The organism is Kineococcus indalonis (assembly GCF_009906395.1).
Classification (GTDB): Bacteria; Actinomycetota; Actinomycetes; order Actinomycetales; family Kineococcaceae; genus Kineococcus; species Kineococcus indalonis.
Map to the genome: position 1 here is coordinate 1 of NZ_JAAALM010000820.1, position 1,165 is coordinate 1,165.

General features: G+C 81.4%; 1 protein-coding gene. It reads left to right on the top strand.

Going from position 1 to position 1,165, the window contains the following annotated elements; all coding sequences use genetic code 11:
- Positions 1–42 precede the first annotated feature (42 nt).
- Positions 43–1,165, top strand: a 1,123-nt coding sequence (locus tag GTR00_RS21340; RefSeq protein ID WP_166613508.1) for a sensor histidine kinase, incomplete at its 3' end; no start/stop codon positions are given.

Below are 1,165 nucleotides of genomic sequence, written 5' to 3' on the forward strand. Positions count from 1 at the left end.
CCCGCGGGGCGGCCGCGGCGGCGCCGGTCGCGGCGGGCGCTGGTGGCGCTGCTGCGCGCCCCGCGGGAGGCGCGCACGTGGCGGGCGGTGCTGCACCGGCTGTGCGCGCTGGCGCTGGCGGTGCCGGGCGCGCTGGTGCTCGTGCTCGTCCTGGTGGGCGCGGTGCTGTCGGTGACGCTGCTCGGGCTGCCGCTGGTCGCGGTGGGCCTGGTGTGCGCGCGGGCGCTGGCGGGCGCGCACCGCTGGACGGCGCGGCGGCTGCTGGGGGAGGTGGTGCCCGCCCCGGGCCCGCGCCGGCGCGGCAGCGCGCTGCTGGGCCTGCTGGGCGACGTCCTCACCGACACCACCGCGTGGCGGTGCCTGGGCCACCTGCTCGTGCAGGTGCCGCTGGCGGTGGCCGGCGCGGGGCTGCTGCTGGCGCTGTCGGCGGGGGTGGGCTCGTGGGCGTCGGACCCCCAGGTGCAGGGCGCGCCCGCGCTGGTGGCCGTGCTCTCCGTCGTCCCGGCCGCGGCGGGCGGCGCCCTGCTCGTGCTGTGGTGCGAGCGGGCGCTGACGCGGGTGGACCAGGGGCTGGCGCGGCGCCTGCTGGGGCCGGACCCGGCCGCCGTGGACGCCGACCGGTTGCGCCGCACGCGCAGCGAGGCGGTGGAGGGCTCCGCGGTGCTGCTGCGCCACCTCGAGCGGGACCTGCACGACGGCACGCAGGCGCGGCTGACGGCGGTGGCGATGACGGTGGACCTGGCGCGCGAGGAGCTGCGCGGGCCGCGCGCGCCCGGCCGGGCCGCTGAGCTGCTGGACGTGGCCCACGCCACGACCACCGAGGGGATGGCCGAGCTGCGCGAGATCATCCGCGGCTTCCACCCGCCGGCGCTGGCCGAGGGGCTGGGCAGCGCGCTGACGTCGCTGGCGGCGGGCTTCGCCGAGGGGGTGGAGACCCGCGTGGAGCTGGACGGGGTGCGGCCCTCCCCGGCGATCGAGGCCATCGCCTACTTCTGCGCGACCGAGCTGCTGGCCAACGCGGCCCGGCACGCGGGGGCGCGGCGCACCGCCCTGACCGTGACGGCCGGCCGCCGCGGCCTGCGGCTGGTGGTGGCCGACGACGGCCGCGGCGGCGCGCTCGCCGGCCCGCCCTCGCCGGGCGGCGGGGGCACGGGCCTGGCGGGGT